General features: G+C 62.8%; 20 protein-coding genes. 13 read left to right on the top strand and 7 right to left on the bottom strand.

What is annotated here, in order from left to right:
* Positions 1-14 precede the first annotated feature (14 nt).
* The 7 genes from E7T06_RS02370 (at position 15) to E7T06_RS02340 (ending at position 9,927) form a co-directional block, all read left to right on the top strand.
* Complete coding sequence (locus E7T06_RS02370) at positions 15-1,436, top strand: DEAD/DEAH box helicase family protein (protein ID WP_136364253.1); 1,422 nt, start codon at positions 15-17, stop codon at positions 1,434-1,436.
* Positions 1,423-2,643 carry a DUF790 family protein gene (locus tag E7T06_RS02365; RefSeq protein WP_136364252.1) on the top strand — a complete coding sequence of 407 codons (1,221 nt, stop codon included), beginning with the start codon at positions 1,423-1,425 and terminating at the stop codon, positions 2,641-2,643. The genes E7T06_RS02370 and E7T06_RS02365 overlap by 14 nt, the downstream gene beginning before the upstream one ends.
* A 303-nt stretch (positions 2,644-2,946) precedes the next feature.
* On the top strand, positions 2,947-4,488 hold the full coding sequence (gene adh / locus E7T06_RS02360) for an aldehyde dehydrogenase (RefSeq protein WP_136364251.1): 1,542 nt from the start codon (positions 2,947-2,949) through the stop codon (positions 4,486-4,488).
* A gap of 92 nt (positions 4,489-4,580) precedes the next feature.
* Positions 4,581-4,976 carry a DUF779 domain-containing protein gene (locus E7T06_RS02355; RefSeq protein ID WP_240740808.1) on the top strand — a complete coding sequence of 132 codons (396 nt, stop codon included), beginning with the start codon at positions 4,581-4,583 and terminating at the stop codon, positions 4,974-4,976.
* Positions 4,977-5,289: 313 nt separating this feature from the next.
* Positions 5,290-8,172 carry a cyanophycin synthetase gene (cphA, locus tag E7T06_RS02350; protein WP_240740807.1) on the top strand — a complete coding sequence of 961 codons (2,883 nt, stop codon included), beginning with the start codon at positions 5,290-5,292 and terminating at the stop codon, positions 8,170-8,172.
* Positions 8,165-9,073 (top strand): isoaspartyl peptidase/L-asparaginase family protein, encoded by a 909-nt coding sequence (locus E7T06_RS02345; protein WP_136364249.1) that lies wholly within the window; start codon positions 8,165-8,167, stop codon positions 9,071-9,073. The genes cphA and E7T06_RS02345 overlap by 8 nt, the downstream gene beginning before the upstream one ends.
* Positions 9,070-9,927, top strand: coding sequence for a cyanophycinase (locus tag E7T06_RS02340; protein WP_136364248.1), 858 nt, complete (start codon positions 9,070-9,072; stop codon positions 9,925-9,927). The genes E7T06_RS02345 and E7T06_RS02340 overlap by 4 nt, the downstream gene beginning before the upstream one ends.
* Positions 9,928-10,054: 127 nt before the next feature.
* Here the strand turns inward: E7T06_RS02340 and E7T06_RS02335 are convergent, their stop codons facing one another.
* The 3 genes from E7T06_RS02335 to E7T06_RS02325 form a co-directional block, all read right to left on the bottom strand.
* Positions 10,055-11,038 (bottom strand): aldo/keto reductase, encoded by a 984-nt coding sequence (locus E7T06_RS02335; RefSeq protein WP_136364247.1) that lies wholly within the window; start codon positions 11,036-11,038, stop codon positions 10,055-10,057.
* A 164-nt stretch (positions 11,039-11,202) separates the two neighbouring features.
* Positions 11,203-12,642 carry an ATP-binding protein gene (locus E7T06_RS02330; RefSeq protein ID WP_136364246.1) on the bottom strand — a complete coding sequence of 480 codons (1,440 nt, stop codon included), beginning with the start codon at positions 12,640-12,642 and terminating at the stop codon, positions 11,203-11,205.
* The gene (locus E7T06_RS02325) at positions 12,639-13,322 is read right to left on the bottom strand and encodes a response regulator transcription factor (RefSeq protein ID WP_136364245.1); all 684 of its coding nucleotides are present in this window, start codon (positions 13,320-13,322) and stop codon (positions 12,639-12,641) included. Before E7T06_RS02325 ends, E7T06_RS02330 begins: the two co-directional genes overlap by 4 nt.
* 337 nt (positions 13,323-13,659) lie before the next feature.
* Here E7T06_RS02325 and E7T06_RS02320 point away from each other — a divergent pair, with 337 nt between their 5' ends.
* From E7T06_RS02320 to E7T06_RS02295, 6 genes are all read left to right on the top strand, one after another.
* Positions 13,660-14,982, top strand: coding sequence for a TolC family protein (locus E7T06_RS02320; RefSeq protein WP_240740806.1), 1,323 nt, complete (start codon positions 13,660-13,662; stop codon positions 14,980-14,982).
* 64 nt (positions 14,983-15,046) lie between these two features.
* Positions 15,047-16,111: a TolC family protein gene (locus E7T06_RS02315; protein ID WP_136364244.1), complete on the top strand. Its 1,065-nt coding sequence runs from the start codon at positions 15,047-15,049 to the stop codon at positions 16,109-16,111.
* 235 nt (positions 16,112-16,346) lie between these two features.
* Positions 16,347-17,738 (top strand): efflux RND transporter periplasmic adaptor subunit, encoded by a 1,392-nt coding sequence (locus E7T06_RS02310; RefSeq protein ID WP_240740805.1) that lies wholly within the window; start codon positions 16,347-16,349, stop codon positions 17,736-17,738.
* Positions 17,735-18,511 carry an ABC transporter ATP-binding protein gene (locus E7T06_RS02305; protein WP_136364243.1) on the top strand — a complete coding sequence of 259 codons (777 nt, stop codon included), beginning with the start codon at positions 17,735-17,737 and terminating at the stop codon, positions 18,509-18,511. Before E7T06_RS02310 ends, E7T06_RS02305 begins: the two co-directional genes overlap by 4 nt.
* A complete protein-coding gene (locus E7T06_RS02300) occupies positions 18,508-19,827 on the top strand; it encodes an ABC transporter permease (protein WP_136364242.1) in 1,320 nt (439 codons plus the stop codon). The genes E7T06_RS02305 and E7T06_RS02300 overlap by 4 nt, the downstream gene beginning before the upstream one ends.
* A gap of 51 nt (positions 19,828-19,878) precedes the next feature.
* Positions 19,879-20,478: a hypothetical protein gene (locus E7T06_RS02295; protein ID WP_136364241.1), complete on the top strand. Its 600-nt coding sequence runs from the start codon at positions 19,879-19,881 to the stop codon at positions 20,476-20,478.
* Positions 20,479-20,552: 74 nt separating this feature from the next.
* On the opposite strand, the gene E7T06_RS02290 is transcribed toward E7T06_RS02295, so the two are convergent.
* Genes E7T06_RS02290 through E7T06_RS02275 form a run of 4 tightly spaced genes read right to left on the bottom strand, consistent with a single transcriptional unit; the run spans position 20,553 to position 24,344 of the window.
* Positions 20,553-21,452: a glycoside hydrolase family 43 protein gene (locus E7T06_RS02290; protein WP_136364240.1), complete on the bottom strand. Its 900-nt coding sequence runs from the start codon at positions 21,450-21,452 to the stop codon at positions 20,553-20,555.
* Complete coding sequence (locus E7T06_RS02285) at positions 21,449-22,516, bottom strand: glycoside hydrolase family 43 protein (protein WP_136364239.1); 1,068 nt, start codon at positions 22,514-22,516, stop codon at positions 21,449-21,451. Before E7T06_RS02285 ends, E7T06_RS02290 begins: the two co-directional genes overlap by 4 nt.
* A gap of 8 nt (positions 22,517-22,524) precedes the next feature.
* Positions 22,525-23,403, bottom strand: coding sequence for a carbohydrate ABC transporter permease (locus E7T06_RS02280; protein ID WP_136364238.1), 879 nt, complete (start codon positions 23,401-23,403; stop codon positions 22,525-22,527).
* On the bottom strand, positions 23,400-24,344 hold the full coding sequence (locus E7T06_RS02275) for a sugar ABC transporter permease (RefSeq protein WP_136364237.1): 945 nt from the start codon (positions 24,342-24,344) through the stop codon (positions 23,400-23,402). Before E7T06_RS02275 ends, E7T06_RS02280 begins: the two co-directional genes overlap by 4 nt.
* Positions 24,345-24,458 lie beyond the last annotated feature (114 nt).

Here is a 24,458-nt window from a genome sequence, read left to right as displayed (position 1 = left end):
CAAAGGCTTGCTTGATGCCGCCCCTTCTGCGATTAGACCGGGGTACCTTGGTCATGAAAGATGCCCCGGCTGTCCTTAAATCCCTATTTCAGTGGGATGAACGCAGCCAGTCTTGGCGTGCGCCGGGCCGGGCCTACCGCGCCGCGATGGAAACACTGAAACGCGAGAAGATCGCGGTCACCGACGAAGCCAGCGCCTTCGAAAAGCTGGAGTTGGTGTATGGGCGCGAGGTTCAGCCTTATCTTCACCAAACGGAAGCCTTGCAGGAATGGAAGCGGGCGGGGCGGCAAGGGGTGGTGGTGTTGCCGACGGGCGCGGGCAAAACGCTGGTGGCGCACCTCGCCCTGCGCGATACGCCCCGCAGCGCCCTGATTTGCGTGCCCACCCTAGATTTATTGCAGCAGTGGTATTCGGGCCTCGTGGCGGCCTTTCCTGATGCCAACGTAGGCGTGCTGGGCGGTGGCAGTCACGACGAAACCCCGCTCTTGGTCAGCACCTACGATTCGGCGGCCATCCATGCCGAGACGCTGGCCGGAAAGTACGCCCTACACGTGTACGACGAGGTTCACCACCTGCCCTCCGACTGGACGCGGGTCATTGCCGAAATGGGGCTGGCCCCCTACCGCCTCGGCCTCACCGCCACTCCCAAACGCAGCGATGGGCGCGAGCGTGACCTCGAAACGCTGGTGGGGCCGTTGGTCTATCACCGCCGCCCCGAAGACTTGTCGGGCGGCACGTTGGCCGACTACCGCGAAGTGATTATCCGCGTGCGCCTCAGCCAAACCGAGCAGCGGCGTTACGATGAATTGATCGCCCACCGCAACCATTTTTTGCGGCTGTCGGGTATTCAGCTGGGCAGCATCGAGGGCTGGAAACAGTTTGTGATGGGCAGCGGCACGCCGCAGGGCCGCAGCGCGATGCTGGCCCACCGCGAGGCCCGCAGCCTTGCCTACGGCACAGAAGGCAAATTGCGTGTGCTGGAAGAAGTGCTGGCCAATCATCCGGGCGACCGCACCCTGATCTTTACCGACGACAACGCCACCGTGTACCGTGTCAGCCGCGAATTCCTGATTCCGGCCCTGACGCACCAGACGCCCACCAAAGAGCGCCACGCCTTGCTGGAAAAGTTTAGAAACGGCACTTACCGGGTGCTGGTCACCAGCCGGGTGCTGAACGAGGGCGTAGACGTGCCCGAAGCGAGCGTGGCCATCGTGCTGTCGGGCACGGCCACTGAGCGCGAACATATTCAGCGCCTTGGCCGGATTTTGCGGCGGGCAGAAGGCAAAAACGCCGTGCTGTACGAAGTGATTACCGAGGGCACCAGCGAGGAGCGCGTCAGCCAGCAGCGGCGCGGTCAGTGGAAACCGGGCGGGCAGGCCAGAGAGCCAGCTGCCCACGAAGCCAACATCTGGGAGAACATCAATGCTCCCCACTGAACTGCTGATGTTCCGGGTCAAGGCGGGAATCGTGGAGCCGCGCCGCCTGAAAGCCACGTCCGGCAACCTCGCGCTGGCCCAAACCCTGATCGACTTGTTCCAATCCAACATCGGTAAGCAGCGCGGCGAACTGGAAGCCGAACTGAAGGTGCTGGAAGCGGGCCGAACCGACTTCCGGGTGTTGCGGGGGCTGGCGCATCTGCTGACCGCTTCGGGCACCTTCGAGGCGGGCGGCGACGTGGAACCCGGCGTGGTGCGGGCCAAAGTCTTCGAGCTGGCGCAGGCCCAACCCCCCAGCCGAGCGGCGACGGCGCGGGTACTGGACAGCGCGGCTGGAGCATTGGGCGTCGAAAGTGCGGCGGTGGCGGCGGCTCTCTACGCAGACCTTGCCGATCAGCAAACCTTGGCGCTCTTCGAGGCTCCCGAACCCGCCGCACTGCTGGAACGCTTCGATTTGGCACAGGCGCAAGGCACGCTGTACCGGGCCTCCAGCCTGATCATCACCGCCCGCCGCAACGAACCCGCCCGCTACAAGCAACTGCTGAAATACACCAAGTTTTTTGGTCTGATGGTGACGGTGGAAGGCGATCCGGACTACGGCTTCACCCTCTCGGTAGACGGCCCGATGAGCTTGTTCGGCGGCACCACGCGCTACGGCTTGGCGATGGCAAAGTTTCTGCCCGCCCTGCTGCACGTCACCAAATGGGATCTCAGCGCCACCCTCAAGCCCCGCAAAGATTTGGCGTGGGTAGACGCGACGGATGAAGAATGGTCGTTTCAACTGACCAGCGAAGACGGCTACGTGAGCCACTACAAGCCGCCCGAAGACCACGACAGCGCCCTAGAAGCCGGATTTGCAGACCGCTGGGCCAAACTGGAGACGCCGTGGGCGCTGGAACGTGAAGTGGATTTAGTTCCGGTGCCGGGGGGCGTCATCATCCCCGACTTCCGCCTGAAGCACCCCGATGGGCGCAGCATTCTGGTAGAAATCGTGGGGTATTGGCGGCCCGACTACCTCCGCAAAAAGTTTGAGCTGCTGCGGAAGTCTGGCCGAACCGACGTGATCGTGTGCGTGTCCGAGCGCCTCAATTTGGACAAGGCGGGCGTGAATATCAGCGATTTTGGAGACCGGATCGTGTGGTTCAAGGGCGTGCTGAATCCTAAAGAAGTGCTGGAGCGGGCGGAGGCTGGCTTGAGCGGCGTTTGAGGGGCTTGGTCTAAGGGTCTAAGAAAGGGCAAGGGCAACCCTCTGTGCTCATTTCCCCTCACCCCGCTGCATACGCAGCGCCCCTCTCCCGCAAGGGGCGAGGGCGAAAAGCTTTGTGTAGCTCCCTCTCCCTTGAGGGGGCAGGGGATGAGTGAACAACGCGGTTGCCTTTCCTTACACTCTAGACCTTTAGACCACGCCCCCTCAGTCCAACGCCCTTCCAGCTTGGTAATCCATAGCGCAGTTGCTTCTCACTGCGGCGGGTGTAGGATAGAAAAGCACTAAAAACTTAGGAGGCGAAGCATGACGGTACAGGACAAACCGCAAGCGTTTGTGCAGCCCAACCAGCCCGGAAGCCAAGTGGAATTCAAGGCCCGCTACGAGAATTTTATTGGCGGCCAATGGGTTCCGCCCACGCGGGAGCAGTATTTCGGCAACATTACCCCGGTGACGGGCAAAGTGTTTACGCAGGTGGCCCGCTCCACGGCGGAAGACATCGAACTGGCGCTGGACGCCGCGCACGCCGCCCGCGCCGCGTGGGGCCGCACCAGCGTTACCGAGCGCAGCAACATTTTGCTGAAGATTGCCGACCGCCTCGAGCAAAACTTGGTGAAGCTGGCGATTGCCGAGACGTGGGAAAACGGCAAGCCAGTGCGCGAAACCATCGCCGCCGATTTGCCGCTGGCGATTGACCACTTTCGCTACTTTGCAGGCGCGATCCGTGCCCAAGAAGGCGGCATCAGCCAAATCGACGCCGACACGGTGGCCTACCACTTCCACGAGCCGCTGGGTGTGGTGGGACAGATTATCCCGTGGAATTTCCCGATTCTGATGGCGACATGGAAGCTGGCCCCCGCGCTGGCCGCTGGCAACTGCGTGATTCTCAAGCCTGCCGAGCAGACCCCCGTGACCATTCTGATGGTGATGGAACTGATCGCGGATTTGCTGCCGCCCGGTGTCCTCAACATCGTCAACGGGTTCGGCGTCGAAGCGGGCAAGCCGCTGGCGAGCAGTTCGCGCATTGCCAAAATCGCCTTCACGGGCGAAACCACCACAGGCCGACTCATCATGCAGTACGCCTCCGACAACATTATTCCGGTCACGCTGGAACTGGGCGGCAAGAGTCCCAACATCTTCTTTGCCGACGTGATGAACGAAGACGACGATTTCTTCGACAAGGCGCTGGAAGGCTTCACGATGTTCGCGCTCAATCAGGGGGAAATCTGCACTTCTCCCAGCCGCGCCCTGATTCACGAGTCCATCTATGACCGCTTTATGGAACGCGCTGTGGCCCGCACGCAGGCCATCAAGCAGGGCAATCCGCTTGATCCGACGACTATGCTCGGTGCTCAGGCCAGCAACGATCAACTGGAAAAAATCCTGTCTTACCTCGATATCGGGCGGCAGGAAGGCGCAGAAGTGCTGACGGGCGGCCAGCGGGCCAAGATGGACGGCGACTTTGCCGAGGGCTACTACGTCGAACCGACCATCTTCGCAGGCCACAACCGGATGCGGATTTTTCAAGAAGAAATCTTCGGCCCCGTGCTGTCAGTGACCACCTTTAAGGACGATGACGACGCTTTGGCCCTCGCCAATGACAGCTTGTACGGCCTCGGCTCCGGCGTCTGGACACGCGACATCAACAAGGCTTACCGCTTTGGGCGCGGCATTCAGGCTGGCCGCGTCTGGACAAACTGCTACCACGCGTACCCCGCGCACGCGGCGTTCGGCGGCTACAAGCAGTCGGGCATCGGGCGCGAAAACCACCGCATGATGCTCGACCACTACCAGCAGACCAAGAACATGCTGGTGAGCTACAGCACGTCCAAACTCGGCTTCTTCTGAGACTGGCCTCTAAAGAGTGATGGGCGGGGGCCGCAGATGGTGGCTCCTGGCCCATCAACTCTATTTGCTTCTTCCCGCTTTCTGGAGAAACTGTGACCCAGTCCATTCCCATCCCCCGCGTCAATATCACCGACGCTGCCCGTGAGTTGCTAGGGCGGCTCGAAGTCCAGCACGGCCCGCTGATGTTTCACCAATCGGGTGGCTGCTGCGACGGCAGTTCTCCCATGTGCTACCCACGCGGAGAATTCCGCGTTGGCGGCTCGGACATGTATATGGGCGAAGTGGCTGACACGCCGTTTTATATGTCGGTGAGCCAATTTGAATACTGGCAGCACACCCAACTGACCGTAGACATCGTGCCCGGCAGAGGCGGCGGCTTCAGCGTGGAAGCCCCGGAAGGCGTGCGCTTCCTGATTCGCTCGCGCCTGTATGAAGACGCCGAGTTGGATCACTTGGCCCCAGTCCATCCGGCCAACTCTTTGGTATAAAAACACCTCGTCTGTTCCTATGCTGCTGGAAGACCCATCATGGCTTCCAGCAGTTTTTGTGCCATGAATCTCAAGAAAGCGGGATATACGTTCCATCTTCTTCTTGATTAAATAACTCTTCGTTCAATCTTTAAAAACGGTTGAGCCTGTGGCATGCAACGTCACAAAGCCTACACTTTCGGTGTAGTTGTTAAGACTTGGCCCATGTTGGGGCGTAAAAAGGCCCAATCTATTTCTCTACAATGGGTGGCATCTTCCTGATGCTTGTCTGACTGGCACTGCTCCGCCCTCACTCTGAAAGGAAACCCTGACCATGACCCTGCCCGAGAGCGGCTCTGACCGCGCCGTGCCGTCCTTATCTCTGCTTGTACCCATGCGAGTCCTCGAAAAAGGCGTGTACCGGGGGCCGCACCTGTACAGCTTTTTCCCTATGATCCGGCTGATGCTGGACTTGGGCACGCTGGAAGCTTGGCCTTCCCACCGCCTGCCCGACTTCAACGCGCGGTTGTTGGCGCTGTTGCCCAGCCTGCACGCCCATCAGTGCAGTCTGGGGCGGCCCGGCGGCTTTGTAGAGCGCCTCCACGGCGGCACTTGGCTGGGCCATGTGTCCGAACATGTGGCGCTAGAACTCCAGTCGTTGGCAGGCTCGCCCGTGTCGCGGGGCAAAACCCGTTCGGTGAAGGGCAAGGCGGGCGTGTACAACGTGCTGTACGCCTACGGTGAAGAAAAAGTGGGGCTGCTGGCCGGACGCTTGGCCTTGCAACTGGTGGATTCCCTGTTGCCGCCCGAACTACGCGGCGTGCGTGGTCTAGACCTCGTGTACCGCGACGAAACGGGCAGTTTGGCCGCCCTGAATTTGCCGGATGGAAACGTTGATTTGCCCGCCGCCCTTGAGATGCTGAGGACATTGGTACGCCGCACCCGCCTGGGCCCCACGACGACCTCGTTGGTGCAAGCGGCGCGGCGGCGCGGGATTCCGGTCACGCGCATGGATGAACTGAGCATGATTCAGTTCGGCTACGGCAAAAACCAGCAGCGCATCAGGGCCAGCATCACCGGACACACGTCGCATGTGGCCGTAGACGCCGCCAGCAACAAGAATCTAACCAAGCAACTCCTGTCGGATGCGGGCGTGCCCGTGCCGCGCGGCGTGGTGGTTCGCAGCGCTGACGAAGCCGTGCGGGAAGCGGCCCGGCTGGGGTTTCCCCTCGTGACCAAGCCGCTGAACGGCAATCATGGGCGCGGCGTCAGCACTCACCTGACCACCCCTGATGAGGTGCGTTCCGGCTTTACACTGGCGGCCCAGCACTCGGCGCGGGTCATTCTGGAGCAGCATTACACCGGGCACGATCACCGGATTTTGGTGGTGAATGGGCAAGTGGTGGCGGTGGCCCAACGCGTGCCAGCGCAGGTGGTCGGCAACAGCGTCAGCACCGTGCAAGCCCTGATTGACGAAGTGAACCGCGATCCCCGGCGCGGCGCGGGCCATGAAGCCGTGATGACCCGCATCCGGGTAGACGCACAGGTGAAAGAGCTGCTGGCCGCCGCAGGACTGTCGCTCGACAGCGTGCCAAACGCGGGGCAAACGGTGATGCTGCGCTCTACGGCTAACCTCTCTACAGGCGGCACCGCCATAGACCGCACCGACGAGATTCATCCGGCCAACGCTCTGTTCGCCCGCCGCGCCGCGCAGGCGGTGGGGCTGGACATTGCAGGCATAGACTTCTTGGCCCCCGACATTTCCCAGTCGGTGCGCGACACCGGCGGCGGCATCGTGGAAGTAAACGCCGCGCCGGGCTTCCGGATGCACCTCGAACCCTCGGAAGGGCAGCCGCGAGACGTGGCCCGTCCGGTGCTGGAGATGCTGTATCCGCGAGGCTCCCGCGCCCGCATTCCGATTCTAGCTGTGACGGGAACCAACGGCAAAAGCACGACGGCCCGGATGGTGGCGCATGTGCTGGCCGCGCAGGGCCTCACGGTGGGGATGACCAGCACGTCGGGCGTGTACATCGGCGGCGAGTTGGTGGCTCCCGGCGACGCCACCGGCCCCAAAAGTGCCCGCATGGTGCTGCGTGACCCCACCGTAGACGTGGCCGTGATCGAAGCGGCACGCGGCGGCATGTTGCGCGAGGGCTTGGGCATAGACCGGGCCGATGTGGGCGCAGTGCTGAACGTCACCTCTGACCATTTGGGCCTGAAGGGAATAGACACCTTGCAGGACTTGGCCCGCCTGAAATCGTTGGTGGTGAATGTGGTGGGACGGCGTGGGCACAGCATCCTGAACGCCGATGACCCCCTGACGGCCCGGATGCGCCGCACAGCAGGCGGCCAAGTGGTGTACTTTTCGATGCACGGCCTGAGCAAAGTGCGGCGGCATGTGGACGGCGGCGGTCTGGCCGTGGTGCTGGAAGAAGGTGAAATCGTGGTGTATCAGGGCCAAGAGCGCTTGCCGATCATGCTTGCTGCCGAGATTCCGGCCACGCTAGGCGGGTTGGCAGGCTTCAACGTGCAAAACGCATTGGCCGCCTGCGCGATGTGCTTTGCTCACGGCGTCCCGATCAGCGACCTGCGCCGCGCCCTGTCTACCTTTACCTCCTCCTTCGAGCAGTCGCCCGGACGCCTGAACGTGCACGATGGGCACGGTTTCCGCGTGATCGTGGACTACGCCCATAATCCGGCAGGGCTAGCGGCCCTCAGCGATCTGGTGGGCAACTTGCGGCCCCAGTACGCCCGCACCATCGGCATGGTCAGTATTCCCGGAGACCGCCGCAACGAAGATATAGAGGAAATGGGGGTCATCGCCGCCCGAACCTTCGACCACCTGATTTTCCGGGAAGCGCCAGATGGCCGGGGCCGGGCCAGCGGCGAAGTGCTGACGCTGCTTTCTCGGGGGGCACTGGGCGCGGGGTTTTCGCCCGACCGGATGCGCCGCGTGCTGCACGAATCCGACGCGGTAGACGCCTCGTTGCGGCTGGCCCGCCCCGGTGACCTCGTGGCCCTGATGCCCACCGCCATTGACGCGGTGTGGCAGCAGGTTCAGGCGTTCGTGCCAGAAGCGGCGGCTCAGGCCCACTTCTCCGAGACTCAGCCCTCCGCCTCGCCACGATCCGAGCAGCGCTCCCCCGCGTCATCCACCCAGTCACGCACTGACCAGGGCACGGGTGCGCCCCAGCCCCACCGGACGGGCCATGACTGAGATTCCCCCCAATTGGGCGCTCATTCTGCACGGCGGGGCCAAAGAAATACAGCCAGAGCAAGAAGAAGCCAACCGCCGGGGTTGCCTCGCGGCGTTGGCAGCGGGCCAACAGATTCTAGAAACGGGTGGCCGCGCCCTCGACGCTGCCGAAGCCGTATTGCGCGTGCTGGAAGACGATCCGACCTTCAACGCGGGTTTCGGCTCGGTGCCCAATGCCGATGGACAGGTGGAAATGGACGCTGCATTGATGGAAGGCAAAACGCTGGCGGTAGGCGCGGTGGCGGGCATTCAGGGCGTGCGGCATCCGGTGTCGGTGGCGCGGGCCTTGCTGGAGGAAACGCCGACGCTGCTGATTGGAGCGGGAGCACGGCGCTTTGCCAAACAGTGTTTTTCAGATCAAGGCAGTGCGGAATTGTGCGACCCAGCCGAGATGCTGTCGCCTCAGCAGGCCGCCAGTGAGGCGGCAAAGAGGGCGGGACACGATACGGTGGGTTGCGTTGTGCTGGATCAATTTGGCGACCTCGTGACCGGAACCTCTACAGGCGGCCTGAATGGAACCTTGCCCGGACGGGTAGGAGACTCTCCCCTGCCCGGTTGCGGGTTTTACGCCGACAACACGTTTGGCGCGGTGGCCCTCTCCGGTCACGGCGAAGCCATTTCGCGCTTGATGCTGGCCAGCCGGATTATGCACGGGCTAGAGCGGAACGCCGTGCAGACCGCTGTTTCTGTAGCCCTGAACCACCTCAGCCGCCTGAATACCGACAAGGCCGACGCCGGAGCAGTCGCCCTAGATGCACGCGGCAACGTGGGCTGGGATCACCGCAGCCCGCATTTCGCGGTGGCGTACGCCACATCGCAGCAGCCCGCACAAGTCTACCTGAAGCGCGAGGATTCTCTATGACCGAAGCACAGCTCAGCAACTCCGGCACGCTGATCATCATTGGCGGCCACGAGGACAAAGAAGGCAAGCGCGTGATCTTGGATGAAGTTGCCAAGCACCTGTACGGCGGCAAACTCGTTCTCGCCACCGTCGCCTCACACGAGCCGGAAGGCTATTTTGAAACCTATCAACAGGCATTCGGGGCGCTGGGTGTCACCGATTTGACCGAACTGTACGTACAAGAGCGGGCCGAAACGCTGCTCCCTGAAAAACAGGCGCTCTTTGACGGTGCGGCGGGCGTGTTCTTTTCGGGCGGTGACCAACTGCGGATTACCAGCCAGATGGGAGACACTCCCCTAGAGGCCCGCGTCCACGAGATTTTTGCGGCAGGCGGCGTCATCGCGGGCACGTCTGCCGGGGCCAGCGTCATGAGCGAAACCATGTTGGTGCGCGGCAGCAGCAGCGAATCTCACCGAATTGGTGACCTGCACATGGCCCCCGGACTCGGCCTGATCCGCAACGTGATGATCGATCAGCACTTTGGCGAGCGCGGGCGCATTGGCCGTTTATTGGGCGCGGTGGCGCACAATCCACGCATGCTGGGCATCGGCATCGATGAAGACACCGCCATCGTGGTGCAGGGCGGGACGTTCCGGGTCATCGGTGCGGGCGCAGTGTACGTGCTGGACGGCGCGGGCGTGACCTACTCCAACATTGCCGATGGTGGTCAAGACCGCGCCCTCTCGCTGACCGATGTGCGGCTGCACGTGTTGGCGCACGGAGACAGCTTCAACCTCAGCACGCGCCGCCCTGACCATGCGCCGGAACTGGAGAGCAGTCACGCGCTGGAACTTGGTCAGGCGAGCGATAGCTGAGGATCGGGTGTAGGGCGTGAGGAAAGCGTGCTGGATGGAGAATTCGTGTTGTACAAACTCCATCCTTCGACAGCACTGAGCACGGCCTTCACCGCTCTCCCACGCTCAACCCTCAAGAGGCCCCTGCTCAGTCCGAAGCAGGTTCATACCAGTTGCGTTCCCAGCGGTGGGGGTACAACTTCTGCACTTGCTCCTCAGATAAGCCTTGCCCGTCGCCCAGCGCGGCGTTGCGTTCCACATTTCTCACCGAGCGCATGCCCACGATAACGGTGCTGACCGCCTCATTCGCCAGCACGAAGCTCAGCGCCGTTTCGGGCAATTGAGCTGTAGAAATACCCAATTCCTGCTCTATGGCCCGCAGCCGGGGCTGAAGCTCGGCTTTGCGGTTGCCGCCGAAATAATTGTTGCGCCAATCTCCGTCCGGAAAAGTTGTATCCGCCGTAATATTTCCGGTCAGACTGCCCTCATCCAGCGCCACACGCACAATCACGCCCACGCCGTTGGCAAGGCAGGCGTCCAGCAAGCGGTCTTGCGGCGATTGATCAAACACGTTGTAGATGACCTGCACCGTGTCTAGCACGCCTGCTTCCACGGCTTTCACGGCGTTGGTGGGCTGGTGATCGTTGATAGAAATGCCGAAATGCTTGATCTTGCCGCTTTGTTTCAGGTGCGCCACTGCCTCTTGCCAGTCGCCTTCGCTGAGCCAATCGTCGTTCCACACATGAAACTGCTGTACGTCAATGCTGGGCAGCCCTAAACGCTCCAAGCTCGCTTCGGTGCACTGAATCACCCAGTCGCTGGGAAAGGCTTCGGGGGCGTGGGTGCCGGAGCGGGCGGGCCACTGCATGTTCTTCGGACTGATTTTGGTGGCAACCGCCACGCCCGGATGCTCGCGGGCCACTTGCCCCACCAAGCGTTCGCTGTGGCCGTCGCCGTAACCCATCGCCGTATCTATAAAATTGCCGCCTAAATCGATATAGCGGCGTAGCGCGGTCAGGCTGTCGTCGTCCTGTGCGCCTTTCCACATGTCGGCCCCAATGCCCCACGCGCCGTAGCCGATTTCGCTGACTTGCAGTCCAGTGCGTCCCAGCGCCCGTTTGTATATGGTCATGGGATGTACGTTACGCCGCAGAGGGCGGCAGGCAGATGAGTCGGGGCTTCATCAACACTCAGCCCGCAACAGCACTCAGAGAGATGCAGGCGCGGCACAAGTTCGGCAATGGCGTTTGGACAGTGGCATTGAAGCAGAGGTGTTTAAACAGCGGCGCTTAACCCTCACCCCAGCGGCGTATCCATTGTCAGGCCAGACAAGCCCAAGCCCGCAGATTCTCGCCCCGCAGGTTGCAGCGGCAGCGTGACCGTAAACCGTGCCCCGCCCAGGACACTGCGGTCTACGCTGGCCCGCCCGCCGTGTGCAGCGGCCAGCGCCCGCACGATCGAGAGGCCCAGTCCGCTGCCCCCGGTATCGCGGGCACGGCTTTCGTCCAGGCGAGTAAAGCGCGTGAATACGGCGTCGCGCTGGGCAGCGGGAATGCCGGGGCCATCGTCGTCTACGTGCAGCTGCACCGCTGCCTGCGTGGATTCCACCTGCACTTCTACCCGGCTGCTGGCGTACCGCAGGGCGTTTTCGATCAGGTTGCTGGTCACTTGCCGCACGCGGTCAGGGTCGGCGGTCAACGTGCTGGGCAGGGTGGGCGGCGCGGCCCGAAACGTCAGGCTCAGCGAGCGCGCGGCGGCGCGGTCTTGCTGATCTCTGACCACCTGTGAGGCCAAGTCGCTGAGGTTGATTCCCTGCGGATTCAGGCCCAGGCGCCCCGCGTCGGCCAGGGTCAAAGTGCGCAGGTCGCCTACCAAGCGGGTCAGCAGTTGCGTTTGCCCGCTCAACAGCGTCACCTGTTCGGGCGTCAGCGGGTACACCCCGTCTTCTAGGGCGTCCAGCCGCGCCTGCATAATCGCAATCGGCGTGCGGAGTTCGTGGGCAATGTCGGCCACCGCATGTTGCCGCTCGCGCTCGAGGGCCTGCAAACTTTCGGCCATTTCATTGAATGTTCGGGCCAATTCCGCCACTTCCCGCTCCGCGCCCAGCGTAGGGGCACGCACCGCCAAATTTCCGGCGGCCAGTTGCGCGGCGGCCCGGCTGACTGCCCCGATGGGCCGCACCACTCGCCGTGCCAGCAGCAGGGCCAGCACCAGCGCGGCACTGGCCGCCACCAACCCGGCCTGAATCAGGCTGGTCTGCACATCACGTACAAAATCCTGCGTGCGCGGATTCAGGGCGGCAGGCAACAGGCCTGAAAAAGATGTGCGGCCCCGGCGTTCTCCGCTGCCGCTCTCGCCGGGCGGCTGTGGGCGGCGGCCATTTTCGATGGTCACGGTCAGGCCGTTGGGATTGGACACCGTGCCGTAGACGCCCGGACTGGAATCGCCGGGAGGCAGCAAGTAAGCGTCGGGGTCGTTGCCAAAGCGGATTTCGGGCGTGGGAGGATTGGGCGCGAGTTGCTGCCCCAGCCGTTCAGCGGCCTGCCCCGCCCGCAAATACGCCTGCACTTCGGGCGGCAGCCGAGCAATTTGACGCTTGACGGCCAGATTGCTGAAGAAAAACATGCCGCCAATGGTCAGCACCACCAGCGCCAGCATGGTCAGCAGCAGCGTGACCGTGAGGCTGGGGCCACGTTTTAGGCGGCTGAAGATGTTCAGGGCGGCTAAGGTGCTCAAGCCGACGCCTCCAGCCGGTACCCGATCCCGCGCACTGTATGCAGCAGGCCGCCTGCATGCGCCGCCTCCAATTTGCGGCGCACGCTCGCCAGATGCGCGTCTACCACGCGTTCCAGCGCCTCGCTTTCAGGCAGGGCGGCCGCCAAGAGTTCCTCTCGGCTAAAGGCCCGGCCCGGAGCCTGAGCCAAGTGCGTCAGCAGCCGGAATTCGGCGGGCGTGAGGGCCAACGGATGCCCATGTACGCGGGCCGACACGGCGCGGCGGTCTATTTCCAGTTCTCCGACCCGCAGCGGTTTCTCATTGCTTTCCAGGGCAGCGGTGGCGCGGCGCAGCACGGCTTTCACGCGGGCCATCACCTCGCGGGGGCGGAACGGTTTGACCACATAATCGTCGGCCCCCAGTTCTAGCCCCACGATCTGGTCGGTTTCTTCGGCGCGGGCGGTGACCAGAATGACGGGCGTCAGGCCATCGGCGCGAATGGTTTTCAGCACGTCCAGCCCACTCCTGCCGGGCAGCATCACGTCTAGCAAAATCAGGTCAGGGTGCGCGGCGCGGTAGGCGCTCAGGGCGGCCAGTCCATCGGCGGCGCGTTCGGTGCGGTAGCCTTCCTGCCGGGCGTAGGCTTCCAGCACTTCGGCCAGTTGCGGTTCGTCTTCGACAATCAGGATCAGGGCGCTCATGCCCCTATGGTAGGCCCCAGCCTGCAAGGTTGTGCGAAGGTGCGTGAGACTTCTGCCGCAACCCAAGGTGATGATTGTGCGTGTGGGCGCGGCTACAATTGTCTTCGCCAAATCTTCAAAAAGCCTGCGCGTGGCCTTCGTGCGTCCAGCCCAGATTGAGGGCATGAGAAGAACTTGCGGTGAGTCGCAGACGAACCCGGCCGAAAGGAGAAGCAAAAGAGACCGACTGGCGGCGATGGAGACCTGTCCGGCGAATGTTCAGGATAGGTTGGAATCAGGGCCAGCCGGTCTGAGCCGATGCCAGCCCCCGCCCTCAAGATCTACCCCACTCGGCACCATGACGCTCGGTCTTGTTCTCCTGTCTGCAACCGGACTGGCCCAAACTACCACTCTTCCAACGCTAACTCTAGAAGACGCACTGGCACGGCTGGCACAGGCTCCATCGGTCACGGCGGCCCGCCTGAGCGTGCAAGTGGCGCAGCAAAACTACGCGGCGGCCCGGAATGCGTTGGGGGTGTCGGTCAGCGTGAACGGCAGCGCGGGATATGCGGGCGGATTCACCAGCACCGCCGCCGATGGCAGCACCGTGAATACGGCGTCCAGCCTCAGCGGAAGTGCGGGCGTGCAGTTCAGCCTTGGCCTGTTGCCCTGGGCCAGCAGCCAAATCGGGCTTCAAGCTTCGGCCCGCAGCCTCGCGCTGGCCGAAGCGCGGCAACAAGAAACGCAGGCCAGCACGCGCCTGAACGTGTATGCACAGTATTTGGCAGCGGTGGTGGCAGGGCAAGATGTGGCGCTGGCAAACCAAACGGTGGCGTTCCGGCAGCGGCAACAAGCCGTGGCGCAGGCTCAGGCCGACGTGGGCAACGCGACGCCAGAGAGCGTGCTGAGTGCCGGGGCCGATGTACTGACCGCTCAGGCCAGCGCCCTGAGTGCCGCCGCAGACCTCGACGCCGCCCGCCGCAACTTGGCTGCGCTGCTGAACGTTGACCTGACAGGCACGGTGTTTCCCAGCCAGCCGCCCAGCACGTTTATCCTGCCCGACTTGGCCGCACTCCTGAGCCGCGCCCGCACCTCCAGCCGCGCCGTTCTTCAGGCCCGCAACGACCTTGCCGACGCCCAAGACACGCTGAATACCCAGCAACGCGAGGCCAATCTGCCCACCTTGAACGCCGGCCTGCGCTACGGCCCTGCCGGAAGCGGCGGCCTGAGCGCCAGCCTGAACGTGAAAGACGGCACGGCGGGCGTGGGGTACACGCTGCCTCTGGGAGGGAGCAGCGGCGCAGATCGCCTAAGCGCCAGCCTGACCGGAAGTTACGTGCTGTACTCGCCGGGGGTGCGGGCGCAGGTGTCGGCGGCGCAGGCCAGCGTGACTCAGGGCCAACTGAGTCTGAACACCGCCCAAAGCGACGCCGAATTGAATGTGCGAACCCGCTACAGCGCGGCGCAGACGGCCACCATCAACTTGAGAACCAGTGCAACGCAGGTGCAAGTGGCGCAGGCTGGACTGGATGCGGCGGGCCTGCGCCTAAGCGCCGGAACAGGCACGCAAGACGACGTGACGGCGGCCCAGATCACGCTCGCGCAGGCCCAGCGCAACCTCTTGGCGGCCCGCAGCACCGCGCAACAAGCGGTACTGCAACTTGAAAATTCGGTGTATTGACCCGCTTTTCCTTAACCCCCGTTCCGATCTTTCCATGTCCCCACCTGCTGCTGGAGGCTTCCCCATGATTCGTCCCAATCCGGTCAAATTTTTGTCTACAACCGCCCTAACATTCGCCCTGCTCCTCAGCCCAGCAGCCCTGGCCCAAACCACCGCCCCGGTTTCTCTGAGTGCCGCCGTGCAAGCCGCCTTGCAAAACGGGGCCGATGTGCGAACTGCGCAGGCCAATTTGGACAAGGCGCAGGCTGCCAACGCCGCGCAACAGGCCGATCCCAGCGCACTGGCCGCCGCCAAGCTGAACGCCAAAAATACGCTGACGCTGGCGCAGGTGCAGCTCAGGGGTGCCCGCCTGAGTACCTTGCAAACCACTATCAATTCCTACGCCACGCTGCTGAAGGCCCAGGAAAACGTGGAGTTGCAAACGCTTCAGGTGCAGGTAGACCAGAAGGGGGTGCAGGTGGCGCAGGTAAAATTGCAGGTGCAGAACGCCACCGCGCTGGACGTGCAAAATGCCGGTAATACCCTCACCGGATCGCAGCAAAATCTGGCCGACGCCCGCGCACAGGTGAACCTCGCCAGCGGCAAGCTCAGCACGGCCACTGGACTCGCCCTAGGCGTGCGGGCCGGGGCGTTGAGCAGCGTTCCTGCCCTCAAAACAGCGTTGGGCGGCCTGCAAACGGGCCTGAATACCAACCTGACAGGCGTGGTTTCGGCCAGTGGCGAGGTGGCTTCGGCACAACTCAGCGTGAAATTGGCCGACAACGACTTTACGCCCGCCCGCACGCTGCAAGACGCCCGGACCGCCCTCGCCAACGCCCAGCGCAGCCTCGATTCGGCCCAGAAAAACGCCGCCACCACGCTGAGTAGCGCGTACCAAAGCGTAGACAACGCCGCCGAACTGCTGAAGGTGGCCCTCAGCAAAGAGGCCGCCGCCCAGAAAACCTATACCCAAGACGCGGCCCGCCTGAAAAGCGGCACGATCAGCGCTGTGGACCTGCAAAACACCCAACTGGCGCTGAAAAAAGCCCAGTACAGCCGCCTTCAGGCCCAAACGGACGTGTTGCAGGCGTTGGCGAGCTTGTCGGTGGCCGCAGGCCAAAACCTGACCGGCATTGGCGGGACGTTCTGAGCGGGCGCTTCTCCCGCACCGAGTTTGGGGTTCAAGGTTGCCAAGCTCAGCAAGCCGTGAGAGGTAGCGATTCCGGGTCAACCCCCCAGGCTGCTTTGCAGACGGCTCCCTCCGAGGGGAGCGCAACAGCTGTTGTCCTCCCGTTGAGGGGGCGTTGCGACAGCAACGGGGAAGTTCACCTTCCCACTCACCCAGCCAGCACCGCCTTTCCCACTCACGCCCTTAGAGGTCTCCCATGACTGAACCGATTCTCAAGCCTTCCCCGCCTACCGCCACCACATCACGCCTGCCTGCCCGTCCAGCATCCCGCAAACGCTGGCCTTGGGTGCTGGGCGCACTCCTTCTCATCGGTGGCGTCACTGGCGGCGTCCTCGTGACGCGCAACCTGGCAGCGCAGGCTCAGGCGGCTACCCCCACCATTCAAACGCAAACTGTGCAGCAAGGCGTGGTGCGAGTGAGTGTCAGCGGCCCCGGCACGCTGGAGGCCAGCGCCACCCGCACCGTTGGGGTCAGCCGTAGCGTCACTGTGGGGGCCTTGCCTGCGGTGGGCGAACGGGTTACCAAAGGGCAACTGCTGACCACCCTCACCAGCGATGACGTGCAGGACAGCGTGAAAACCGCAGAGCTAAATCTTGCCAAGGCGCGGGCCAGTGTGGACAGCACGCGGGCTTCTCAGGCATCGGGGGCGGCCAGCAGACAAAGCAGCGTGACCAGCGCCGAAGGAAACGTGACTCAGGCGCAGCAAACGCTAAGCGGGGCCCGCACCACCCTGAATGCACAGGAGCAACTCGCAGCCATCGGCGCAGTCAGCAGGCAAGCCCTGAACGACGCAAGGAACGCCGTGACCACAGCCGAACTTGACCTCAGCAGCGCCCGCTCAAGCGCCGCCGCCTCGCGCACCCAACTGAGGACGGGCGCGGGCAGCGACGCCGAAACCTTGCGGAGTGCCCAGATTGCTGTGGAGCAGGCGCAGGCCAGCTTAGAGACCGCGCAGCAGGCCCGCACATCCCTGAAGGTGTATGCCCCGATGACCGGTGTGGTCAGTGCCGTCAGCGCCACCGAAGGCGCGGTGTTGGCAAGCGCGGCAGGCCTGCTGACCCTGATGGACGATTCCACCTTAGAACTGCCCGTGCAAGTCGATGAAACCGAGATTGCAGGCGTGAAAGTGGGCCAACCTGCCAGCGTCACGTTAGACGCTGTAGACGGCGAAACCTTCACCGGGCAGGTGGTGCGGGTGTCTCCGGCGGCCACACAGTCCAGCGGCATCAGCGTGTTTACAGCCACCGTGCGCCTGCCCAACCCAGACGGCGCGCTGCGGGCAGGCATGACCGCCGAAGCCGAAATCGTGCAAAGTGAAGACCGGGGCCTGATCGTGCCGCAAAAGGCGATTGAGACGGTGCGAACCCGCAGCTACGTACAGGTGCGGAGCGCAGAAGGCACCGAGCCGGAGCGCGTGCGGGTGGAAGTGGGCGACACCGACGGCACGGATACCGTGATTAAAAGTGGCCTGACGCCTGGGCAAGAAGTGATCGTGCCGGGCAGCACGAGCAGTGCATCTGGCCGTGGTAGTACGACTCGGACGCAGACTCAAGGCGGCCCTCCCGGTGGCTTCGGCGGTGCACCATGACCGCCGCTGCTGCTGTTGCTGGCGCCGCTCCCTTGCCTGTCGTAGAACTCCAAGACATCGGCAAGGTCTATACGCAGGGCGAACTGGTCTTTGAAGCCCTACGCGGCGTGTCGCTTACCATTCTTCAGGGCGAAATGGTGGCCCTAATGGGGCCGTCGGGCAGCGGCAAAACCACACTGATGCAGGTCATCGGTCTGCTCGACCGCCCCAGCAGCGGTTCTTACCATCTGGCGGGCCGTGACGTGACCACGCTGAACGAAAATGACCTCGCCCGCGCCCGCAACGAAGACATCGGGTTCGTATTTCAGGCCTTTCATCTGCTGCCCCGCCAAACCTTGCTGGAAAACGTAGAAGTGCCGCTGGTGTACGCCGGAGTGCCGCCCCGCGAACGGCGGGCACGGGCGCTGGATTTGCTGGAACGGGTGGGCTTGGCCGACAAAGCAGGCAGCCGCCCGTCTCAGATCAGCGGGGGGCAAAAACAGCGTGTGGCGGTGGCCCGCGCCCTGGCGGGCAGCCCGCGCCTGTTGCTGGCCGATGAACCCACCGGAAATCTGGACACCCGCACCAGTGAGGAGGTCATGGCCCTGTTTTGCGCCCTACACGCGGAAGGAACGACGGTGGTGATCGTGACCCACGAAGCCGACATTGGAGCTTATGCGGAGCGCGTGGTGCGGGTGCGTGACGGCCTGATCGAGAGTGACAGTCAGCAAACGCCCAAGCGCCCTAGCGTGGTTGTGCCGTTGCCTTCCGTCCAGTTCTTGGGTGAAGCATGACCGTTCAAGCGGGTCAGTCGGTGCGGCCCGACACAGCTGCGCCCGCCGCTGCTTCGGCGCGGCCCCGCAAGGGTGGCGGCATCGGCTTAGGCGGAGCGTTCGTCATCGCTTGGCGGGCCATCGTAGGAACGCCGCTGCGCTCTGTTCTGACCGCGCTGGGCGTCATCATTGGCGTGGCGGCGGTGGTGGCCCTGACTGCCATCGGGCAAGGCAGCACGGCCGGGATTACGCGTAATCTGGAGTCGCTTGGCACCAACCTGCTGACCGTGCAAAGCGCACGTGGCGGCGGCGGGGGAAGCCTCGTGCGGGCAGGTCCCCGCCAAACCGTGACCCTGAAGGATGCCGAGGCGCTGAGTACCGCTTTTGGTGCGCGGGTGGCGGGCGTGGCTCCCACCGCTCAAAGCAGTATTCAGGCCAAAGTGGGCGACCTGAACGCGCAAGTAACGCTGCTGGGCACATGGCCCGCTTACGAAACGGTTCGCAACAGCCCTGTGAGCAGCGGCAGCTACTTTACGCAGGCCGACCTGGACGGACGCAAGCGCGTGGCGGTGATCGGCGCACAGGTGGTGACCGACCTGTTTGCCGGCACGCCCGACCCGGTGGGTGAAAAACTACGCGTGGGCGGCGTGTCATTTACGGTGGTGGGCGTGCTGCCCGACAAAGGCAACAGCGGCTTCGGCAACGCCAATTCTCAGGTGATCGTGCCGCTGAGTACCTACATTCAGCGCTTTAGCCGCACCAACAGCGCCGGCGGGCAGCCCACTGTGAGTAGCGTGTATTTGCAGGCCACCAACAAAGATGACCTGAGCGCCCTCGTGACCGAAGTGACCGATTTGATCAGTGCCCGCCACGAGCAGACCGACCCCGAGAACCTCGATTTCAGCGTGCAAAATCAGGCCGACAGCCTCGCCAGCCTGAACACCATCACCACTACGCTGACCCTGTTGGTGGGCGCAATCGCGGGCATCAGCCTGCTGGTGGGGGGCATCGGCATCATGAACATCATGCTGGTCAGCGTGACCGAGCGCACCCGCGAAATCGGCGTTCGCAAGGCGCTGGGCGCGCGGCCCCGCGACATCCTGACCCAGTTTTTGGTCGAAGCCGCGCTGCTCAGCTTGGGCGGCGGCATCATCGGCATCGGCTTGGGGATCGCCACCGCTTACGCCGGCAACAGTTTCGGTATCAGCCCGGTGTTTTCGGTCACGCCGATTGTGGTCGCGTTCGTGTTCAGTGCGCTCGTGGGGGTGTTTTTCGGCTACTATCCGGCCGCCAGAGCCGCACGTTTAGATCCCGTAGAAAGCTTGCGCTACGAATAATTTTTGCTGAGAATCCCGCCTCGTTCATCCCAAACTTAAGGAGAATGCCAGATGCAACCCCACCGAATTTTGCGCACCACTGCCCTGCTGCTCACCTCCGTTGCCACAGCCCAGCAAAACAATTCGGCCAACACCTCCGGTTTCCAGATGACCCCCGAAATGCGGGCGCGAATGGCGGCCATGCAGCCGGTGTTAGACCTGTCTCAGACGGTGCGCCTGCTGCCCGAACTGGAGAAAAACAAGGCGACTGCCGTGACCAAAACGCAGGCCAAGACGCTGCTGACCATCCTGACCACGTTGCAAAAGGCGTCGGCAGTGCAGCCCAACGACGCCAAGAAATACCTGGCGCAAATAGAAGACAAGATTCTGACTGAAAAGCAGTTGACGGCGCTGGATACGCTGCTGATCAAGGCAGAACAAGCACAGCAGGCGCAGCGGGCCGCCCGGCAGAGTGGGCAACCGGCGCGGATTCCGGGTCTTCCGGGCGGCCTGTTGGGTGGGCAGCGTCCCGGCGGCCAGACCGCTCAGCGTTCATCTGGAACAGCTCAGGCCGGAGTGGGCCAGCGGCAACCCGGCGCGTTCAATCCCTTCAAAGAAGGCCGGGGCGCAGACATGCTGACCAGCTACCTCGCCCTGTTGAAGAAGAAATAGAACGGGAAGGGATCATCAAGAAGCCGGCCCAATCATTCCATCTTGATCGGGCCGGCTTCTTGATTTCCTAGATCTTAGCTGTGTAGGCGCGGGCTGCCTGTCACCCAGTCCAGCGGCGCGAGGTGCAGTTGCCGCCGGGTATGCTCTTTGTTCCACGCATGAAACACAATCATGTCCCTTCCGTCTGGGCCGACGATCAGCGAGTTGTGGCCGGGGCCGATCAGCCCCCTCAGGCCGCTCGACAGCACCACTGGCCCCAGTTCGGGTTCGCGCCACGGCCCCAGCGGATGCTCGGCCACCGCGTGCCCCACGCCGTAGGTGTCGTTTGTCCACGCGCCGCCCGAGTAAAAGCAGTGGTACAGGCCGCCCCGCTCCACCACAAAGGGGCCTTCCAGTGTGTGCCAGTCGTAGGTTTGACCGTACATAGAGCGGGCACGCTCATAAATTTGCCAGTCATGGCTGGCGTGCAGCACCGCACTGACCGGGCCACCGGGGGTCTGCATATCCCGCATCGGCATCACGGCCAAGGTCGTGCCCACCCGTTCGCCGTCCAGATGATCGCGGGCAAAGTACAGATACCACTGACCGTCTTTGTCTTGAAACGGGTGCGGATCAATGGCGAACGGTTCGCCTGGCGTGAGGTTGACGCCCTGATCGGTAAACGGCCCGAGCGGGCTGAGCGAGGTCGCGACGCGCAGATGATGCTGTTTGTCGCCAACACCTGCCGAGTAGTACATGTAGAACGTGCCGCTGTTCTCTGCCACTTCGGGTGCCCAGTAGTCGCGGGGGTCACCGGGCAGGGGCGTCAAGGCTCCGCCGTGCGATGTCCAGTTCACCAAATCGGGCGAAGACAGGATTTCGAAGGCCCGGCCATCCTCTCCCCCGTTTTGACCTGTGCCGTAAGCGTAGTACTGCCCCTGCCACGCCAAGACGAAGGGGTCGGCAAAGTAGCCGGAGAAGCGGGGGCCGCTCACCGGATGGCCGCCGGTGCACGCTGAGGCGTGAGGGTGGGGCCTTTGACGGTCATTTTGCCGCCACTAAAAGTCACTGGATCGATTCGCATGCTCCGGTAGCCTACGCTATCGCCAATTTGCCCTGTTGTCCAGGCATGGTAGGCGATCCACGGTTTTCCCTCACCGTCAGTCACGATGGTTTGGTGGCCGGGGCCGGAAATTTCGCCTTTGGTGACCAGCACAGGATTCTCTTCGGCTTTTTTGTAAGGGCCGGTCACCGTTTTGCTGGTGGCGTAGCCCACTGCGTACAGGTCGCTGTCAAAGGGGCCGCCCGAATACAGCAGGTAATACACGCCGCCTGTTTTGTACAGCGTCGGCGCTTCCACCACACTGCCTTCCCACAACTGGAAATTCTGAATCAGGTTGCTGGCTTTTCCGGTCAGGCGCAGGCCATCGGGGTTCAGCGCCTGAATGAAAATTTGGGTGGTCAGGTTGCAGCAGTTGCCGTCGTTCTTCCAGAGCAGGTAGGCTTTGCCGTCGCTGTCGACGAAGGGGCTGGCGTCAATGCTGCCACCCAAATCGGCTTGACAGACGATGGGGCCGCCGCCAGCGGGCGAAAATGGCCCCGCTGCCTTGACCGCCACCGCCACGCCGATGCACTGGCGGTCACTCTTAATGTCGCGGGCGGTGTAATACATCAGGTATGTGTTGCCCAACCGCGCCACTTCGGGTGCCCACGTCAGGCCCGGCTGCACCCATGCGGGCAATTTGGGCAGGGCGTCGCCCGCCGCCGTCCAACTCACCAAATCTTTGCTGACGGCGTAGGGCACGTTGCCGCCGCTGCCGTTGGTAGCGTAGGCATGGTAGGCCGCCCCAGAGCGCAAAATGAACGGATCTGGGAAATTGGCGTCTAAAACGGGGTTAGAGAATGTAGCAGCTTGCGTAACGGCGGGGCGTGTGGAGGCAGCGTTGGTCGGCGCGGGGCCAGCGCCCCCAGCGAGCGCCAACGCTCCCAACATTCCGGCCCCCACCAGCGTGGCCGCTCCAGACCAGACCTTGACACCCAAAGTCAAATTCACAGTCACGGCGCCACCTACTCCTTGAGTCCGGTGGTCGAGAGGCCGGCTTCAAGGAAGCGCTGCGCCACGAGGTAAGCGATCAGCGCGGGCACGGCGGCCAGCGTGGTCGAGGCCATCAGCTTGCCGTATTCGGTGGTGTAGCGCTGCGAGAAGGTGGTGATGCCCACGGGGAGCGTCATCTTGTCCACGTCGGTGACGGTAAACAGCGGCCAGAGGAAGTTGTTCCACGATCCCATGAAGGCGAATACAGCCAACGTGACCAGCGACGGCACGCTGAGCGGCAAAATAATGCGCCACAGGATTTGAAAATTGCTTGCGCCGTCCAATGTGGCGGCTTCTTCCAGTTCTTTGGGAATAGCCACAAAGAACTGACGCAGCAAGAACACGCCGAAGACGCCGCTGATGCCGGGCCAGATCAACGCGTGATACGAGTTGATCCAGTTGAAGTTCAGCATCATGATGTAGGTGGGGACCAAGGTCACGATGCCGGGAATCATCAGGCTGGACAAAATGATCCAGAACCATGCATTGCGGCCCTTGAAGTCCATGCGGGCCAGTGGATAGGCGGTCAGCGCACACACGACCACATGAATCACTGTGAACATCAGCGCTACATACAGGGAATTCCACGTCCAGCGTAAAATATTGCCGTCGGGCGACGTCAGGACGGCAATGTAGTTGTCGAGCGTGGGATTAGCAGGCCACCACTGCACGGGCGTCGCAATCGCGTCAGCTTCGGATTTGAAGGACGTGCTGATCATCCAGTACACCGGAGCCAGAAATAAGATCGACATGAACGACAGGATCAGGAAGCGGGGAATATCACGCGGCAGGCGGCGCTTTTTGAAGGGCGTCGGCACCGCTTGGCTGGATTGAGGCGCAGAAATGGTCATTTGTCTCCCGAGCTGGTCACGTCACGGGCCATCATGCGGAATTGTGCGCCGGTCAGAATCAGCATCATCAGGCCGAACACAAAGCCCATAGCCGCGGCACTGGAAATCTGCGAGTTGGTAAAACCTTCTTCAGTGATGTACTGAATGACGCTCTGCGTACTGCGGCTGGGGCCGCCATTGGTAATGGTCAGTGACTGTCCGAAAAGTTGGAATGAGGCCAGGGCCGTCGTGATGATCACAAACAGCGTAATGGGCGTCAGCATAGGCCAGGTAATGAACCGGAACTGTTGCCAAGGCGTCGCGCCGTCAAGTGACGCGGCTTCGTAGAGGCTGACCGACACGTTGCTGAGGGCCGCCAGATACAGCGTCATGTTGAAGCCCAGTGTCCACCAGATCGTGCCCACCACAATTGGCACCCACGCAAGGCCTTCTGTGGACAGCCACGGAATCGGGGCCGCGCCCGTCAGCAGGTCGCGGGCGGCGTTGACCAACCCGATTTGGTTGTCGAACATCCAGCGCCACAAGATGCCCATGACCGACACCGTGAGAATGCCAGGCATAAAGAACACGGCCCGGAAGAACGAGCGCCCGAAAATGGGACGGTGAAGAAGCACAGCCAACCCCAAGGCCGAAGCCACCAACAGGGGCACGCTGACTACCGTAAAGAGGGTGGTGTTCAGTAGGGTGCGCCAGAAAAATTCAAATTGTGGGGTGCCGGCCGTAAACAAGTTGCGGAAGAATTCAAACCCCACGAACTGCTGGTTGCTGTTCAGCAGATCCCAACGGTGCATGCTGATGTACATGCCGTAGCCGATGGGGTACACCGTGAATACGAAGAACAGCACGGCGTGCGGCAGCAAATACAGGTACGGCTCCAGCGAAACTTTTTTGCGCGGTTGGGTGGGGGTTTGCTGTCTGGGCGGCGCGTGGGTGGTCGTCATGCTGCTTACCTCGTCTGCTGTGGGATTTGCGTGTATTCCAGCACTTGCTGAGGCGACATGCCAATGGGAGCGGCCCTCTCCCGAACAGGAAACCCGACCGCTCCCACTTCCGTT

It is taken from the genome of Deinococcus sp. Arct2-2 (assembly GCF_004801315.1).
Lineage (GTDB): Bacteria > Deinococcota > Deinococci > Deinococcales > Deinococcaceae > Deinococcus.
Note: the sequence above shows the minus strand (reverse complement) of the source record. Positions and strands in the feature narration are given on the sequence as shown.